The sequence below is a fragment of the Mycobacterium sp. DHQP2018-32-09 genome, assembly GCF_058148405.1.
Genome location: NZ_JBYVYK010000034.1, coordinates 1 through 4,913 on the forward strand (window position 1 = coordinate 1; position 4,913 = coordinate 4,913).

General features: G+C 70.3%; 4 protein-coding genes. All 4 read left to right on the top strand.

Annotated features, from left to right (window positions below):
- On the top strand, positions 1 to 1,983 hold a 1,983-nt coding region (gene infB, locus AC30CM_RS17090; RefSeq protein WP_490118089.1), incomplete at its 5' end, for a translation initiation factor IF-2.
- Positions 1,984 to 2,087: 104 nt separating this feature from the next.
- The gene (gene rbfA, locus AC30CM_RS17095; protein ID WP_490118090.1) at positions 2,088 to 2,618 is read left to right on the top strand and encodes a 30S ribosome-binding factor RbfA; all 531 of its coding nucleotides are present in this window, start codon (positions 2,088 to 2,090) and stop codon (positions 2,616 to 2,618) included.
- On the top strand, positions 2,593 to 3,597 hold the full coding sequence (locus tag AC30CM_RS17100; protein ID WP_490118091.1) for a DHH family phosphoesterase: 1,005 nt from the start codon (positions 2,593 to 2,595) through the stop codon (positions 3,595 to 3,597). Before rbfA ends, AC30CM_RS17100 begins: the two co-directional genes overlap by 26 nt.
- On the top strand, positions 3,590 to 4,913 hold a 1,324-nt coding region (locus AC30CM_RS17105; protein WP_490118092.1), incomplete at its 3' end, for an MATE family efflux transporter. The genes AC30CM_RS17100 and AC30CM_RS17105, both read left to right, overlap by 8 nt.

The following is a 4,913-nucleotide window of genomic DNA, read 5'->3' on the forward strand; positions in this document are numbered from 1 at the left end:
GCCGGAGGTTTCCGCGGCCGTCCCGGTGGCGGTGGCGGCGGTGGCCGTCCCGGTCAGCGCGGCGGTGCCGCGGGTGCGTTCGGTCGCCCCGGTGGTGCTCCCAAGCGTGGGCGCAAGTCGAAGCGCGCGAAGAGGGCCGAATACGAGAACATGCAGGCCCCGATCGTCGGTGGCGTGCGGTTGCCGCACGGCAACGGCGAGACCATCCGGCTGGCCCGCGGCGCATCGCTCTCCGACTTCGCCGACAAGATCAACGCCAACCCGGCCTCGCTGGTGCAGGCGCTGTTCAACCTCGGCGAGATGGTGACCGCCACGCAGTCGGTGGACGACTCGACGCTCGAGTTGCTCGGCGGCGAGATGAACTACGTCGTGCAGGTCGTCTCCCCGGAGGACGAGGACCGCGAGCTGCTGCAGTCGTTCGACCTCACCTACGGCGAGGACGAGGGCGGCGAGGAGGACCTCGAGTCGCGGCCCCCGGTGGTCACCGTCATGGGTCACGTCGACCACGGCAAGACCCGCCTGCTCGACACGATCCGTCAGGCCAACGTCCGCGAGGGCGAGGCCGGTGGCATCACCCAGCACATCGGCGCCTACCAGGTGCTGACCGAGCTGGACGGCAACGAGCGACTGGTGACGTTCATCGACACCCCCGGTCACGAGGCGTTCACCGCCATGCGTGCCCGCGGTGCCAAGGCCACCGACATCGCGATCCTGGTGGTCGCCGCCGACGACGGCGTCATGCCGCAGACGGTGGAGGCCATCAACCACGCGCAGGCGGCCGACGTGCCGATCGTCGTGGCGGTCAACAAGATCGACAAGGAAGGCGCGGATCCGCAGAAGATCCGGGCTCAGCTCACCGAGTACAACCTGGTGGCCGAGGACTACGGCGGCGACACGATGTTCGTCGACATCTCGGCGAAGCAGGGCACCAACATCGACGCGCTGCTCGAAGCGGTGCTGCTGACCGCCGACGCGGCACTGGACCTGCGGGCCAACCCCGACATGGAGGCCCAGGGCGTCGCGATCGAGGCGCACCTCGACCGCGGCCGTGGTCCCGTGGCCACCGTGCTCATCCAGCGCGGCACGCTGCGGGTCGGCGACTCGATCGTCGCGGGCGACGCCTACGGCCGGGTGCGCCGCATGGTCGACGAGCACGGCGACGACGTCGAGGAGGCGCTGCCGTCGCGTCCCGTCCAGGTCATCGGCTTCACGTCGGTGCCGGGTGCCGGTGACAACCTGCTGGTGGTCGACGAGGACCGCATCGCTCGCCAGATCGCCGACCGCCGCAGTGCGCGCAAGCGCAACGCGTTGGCCGCGCGCAGCCGCAAGCGCATCAGCCTCGAGGACCTGGATTCGGCGCTGAAGGAAACCAGCCAGCTGAACCTGATCCTCAAGGGCGACAACGCCGGTACGGTCGAGGCGCTCGAGGAGGCCCTGCTGGGCATCGAGATCGACGACGAGGTGGAACTGCGCGTCATCGACCGCGGTGTCGGTGGCGTCACCGAGACCAACGTCAACCTGGCGTCGGCCTCGGATGCCATCATCATCGGCTTCAACGTCCGAGCGGAGGGCAAGGCCACCGAGCTGGCCAACCGCGAGGGTGTCGAGATCCGCTACTACTCGGTGATCTACCAGGCCATCGACGAGATCGAGAGCGCGCTCAAGGGCATGCTCAAGCCGGTCTACGAGGAGCGCGAACTCGGCCGGGCCGAGATCCGGGCCATGTTCCGGTCGTCGAAGGTCGGCAACATCGCCGGTTGCCTCGTCACGTCGGGCATCATGCGCCGCAACGCCAAGGCGCGCCTGCTGCGCGACAACATCGTGGTGGCCGAGACCGTCACGATCCAGTCGCTGCGGCGGGAGAAGGACGACGTCACCGAGGTGCGCGACGGCTACGAGTGCGGTCTGACCTTGAGCTACAACGACATCAAGGAAGGCGACGTGATCGAGGCGTACGAGCTGGTCGAGAAGGCCCGGACCTAGCGATGAGCGCTTGCGCGAAGAGCAGAGAGGGCTAGCGATGAGCGCTTGCGCGAAGAGCAGAGAGGGCCGGCGATGAGCGCTTGCGCGAAGAGCAGGGCAACCTAGTGGCCGATCCAGCACGCGCGAAGCGATTGGCCAAGCGCATCTCCACCATCGTGGCGTCCGCGATCGAATACGAGATCAAGGACCCACGATTGGCGGGGGTCACCATCACCGATGCGAAGGTGACCAACGACCTGCACGACGCGACGCTGTACTACACGGTGTTGGGTCCGACGCTCGACGACGAGCCGGACTACGCCGGCGCGGCGGCGGCGTTGGAGCGGGCCAAGGGCGCCCTGCGCACCAAGGTCGGTGCGGGGACGGGGGTGCGGTTCACGCCGACGTTGAGTTTCGAGCGTGACACCGTGCCCGACGCCGCGCACCGCATGGAGGAACTGTTGGCCCGCGCTCGGGCCGCCGACGCCGACGTGGCGCGCATCCGTGAGGGTGCGCGGCCCGCGGGCGACGCGGACCCGTACCGTGTCACCGGGGGAGGGGAATCGGGCGGGGAGGCAGAGTCGACCATCGGCTCTGGCGCGCCAGACCAGTTCGACCCTGAGGACACCGGTGACCGCGATCGATCCGACCACTGAGCGGGTAGCTTCGGCTGCTCGCCGGGTCGACGCGGGCGGCGCCGCCGCCCTGCTCGGTGCGGCGGGCAGCGTGGTCGTGATCTGTCACGTGTTCCCGGACGCGGACACCATCGGCGCGGGCCTGGCCCTGGCGCTGGTGTTGGAGCGCAGGGGCACGTCGGTGCAGGTGGGATTCGCGGCGCCGGAGTCGCTGCCGGAGTCGCTGGGCAGCCTGCCCGGTGGGCACCTGCTGGCGGCACCGGAGGACTTGCGGCGAGACCCCGACCTGGTGGTCACGGTCGACATCCCGAGTGTCAATCGGCTGGGTTCGTTAGCCGCCTTGGCCGACGCGGCGCCCGAGGTGCTCGTCATCGACCATCACTCGTCGAACCAGTTGTTCGGTACCGCGAACTTCGTGGATCCCGCGGCCGATTCGACGACCATGCTGGTGGCCGAACTGCTGGACTCCTGGGACGAGCCGTTGGACGTCGAGGTGGCGCACTGTCTGTACGCAGGCCTGACCACCGACACCGGCTCGTTCCGCTGGGCGTCGGCGCGGGCACACCGGCTCGCTGCGCGGCTGGTGGATCTGGGCGTTGACAACGCCGGCATCAGTCGCGCGCTGCTGGACACCCATCCGTTCTCCTGGTTGCCGATGCTCTCGCGCGTCTTGGCCTCGGCGTGTCTGCTGCCCGCGGCGCTGGGCGGCCTCGGGTTCGTGTACGCGGTGGTGCCGCACCAGGAGTGGGTCAACGCCCGCGCCGAGGAGGTGGAGAGCATCGTCGACATCGTGCGCACCACCTCCGAGGCCGAGGTGGCGGCGGTGCTCAAGGAGATCGCACCTGGGCAGTGGTCGGTGTCGATGAGGGCGAAGTCGGAGGTCGACGTGTCGGCGGTGGCGAGCACGTTCGGTGGGGGTGGACACCGTCTGGCGGCGGGGTTCTCCACCACGGGCCCGGCCGACGACGTGGTCCGCGCCCTCACCCAGGCGCTTGGCTGACGCGGTCGGCGGTCACCCGGAGCCGCCGGCACCGGTCACTGGGCGGCGCATCGCGGCGCTGGCCGTTCCGGCCCTCGGCGTGTTGGCCGCCGAACCGCTCTATCTGTTGTTCGACATCGCCGTCGTCGGCCGTTTGGGCGCGGTGGCGCTGGCCGGTTTGGCGATCGGCGGCCTGATCCTGTCGCTGGTGGCTTCGCAGGGCACGTTCCTGTCGTATGGGACCACGGCCCGCGCGGCGCGGTTCTTCGGCGCCGGTGACCGTGCGGCCGCCGTCCGCGAGGGCGTGCAGGCGACGTGGCTGGCGGTGGGGTTGGGCGTGCTCATCGTGGTGGCGGTGCAGGTCGCCGCGGTGCCGGTGCTGGCGGTGCTCGCCGACGGCGGTGCGATCGCGGCGGAGGCGTTGCCGTGGTTGCGCATGGCGATCTGCGGGGCGCCGGCGATCTTGATCTCGTTGGCGGGCAACGGGTGGATGCGTGGCGTGCAGGACACCGCGCGACCGTTGCGCTACGTGGTGTCGGGTTTCGCGGCGTCGGCACTGCTGTGCCCGCTGCTGGTGTACGGCTGGCTCGGGTTGCCCCGGCTGGGTCTCGAGGGCTCGGCGGTCGCGAACCTGGTGGGGCAGTGGGTGGCGGCGCTGCTGTTCTGCCGGGCGCTGCTCGCGGAGCGGGTGGCGCTGCGGATCCGCCGTGACGTGGCGCGCGCGCAACTGGTGACGGGGCGGGACCTGCTGGTGCGCTCGCTGGCCTTTCAGGCGTGCTTCGTGTCGGCCGCGGCGGTGGCCGCCCGCTTCGGGGCGGCGTCGGTGGCGGCGCACCAGGTGGTGCTCCAGCTGTGGAGTTTCCTTGCGCTGGTGTTGGATTCGTTGGCGATTGCCGCGCAGTCACTGGTGGGTGCCGCGCTCGGGGCAGGCCATCTGGGCCACGCGAAGTCGGTGGCGTGGCGGGTGACGGTGTTCTCGGCGGCGGCGGCGGTGGTGCTGGCGCTGGTGTTCGCGCTGGGCTCGGAGATCGTGCCCGCGCTGTTCACCGACGACCGCTCGGTGCTGGACGTCATCGGCGTGCCGTGGTGGTTCCTGGTGGCCCAGATCCCGATCGCGGGCGTCGTGTTCGCGGTCGACGGCGTACTGCTCGGTGCCGGCGACGCGACGTTCATGCGCAATGCCACGCTCGCCGCCGCGCTGGTGGGCTTCCTGCCGTTGATCTGGTCGTCGTTGGCGTTCGGTTGGGGGCTCTTCGGGATCTGGGCGGGGCTGACGACGTTCACGGTGCTGCGGCTGATCTTCGTCGGCTGGCGGGTGCTGTCGGGGAGGTGGTTGG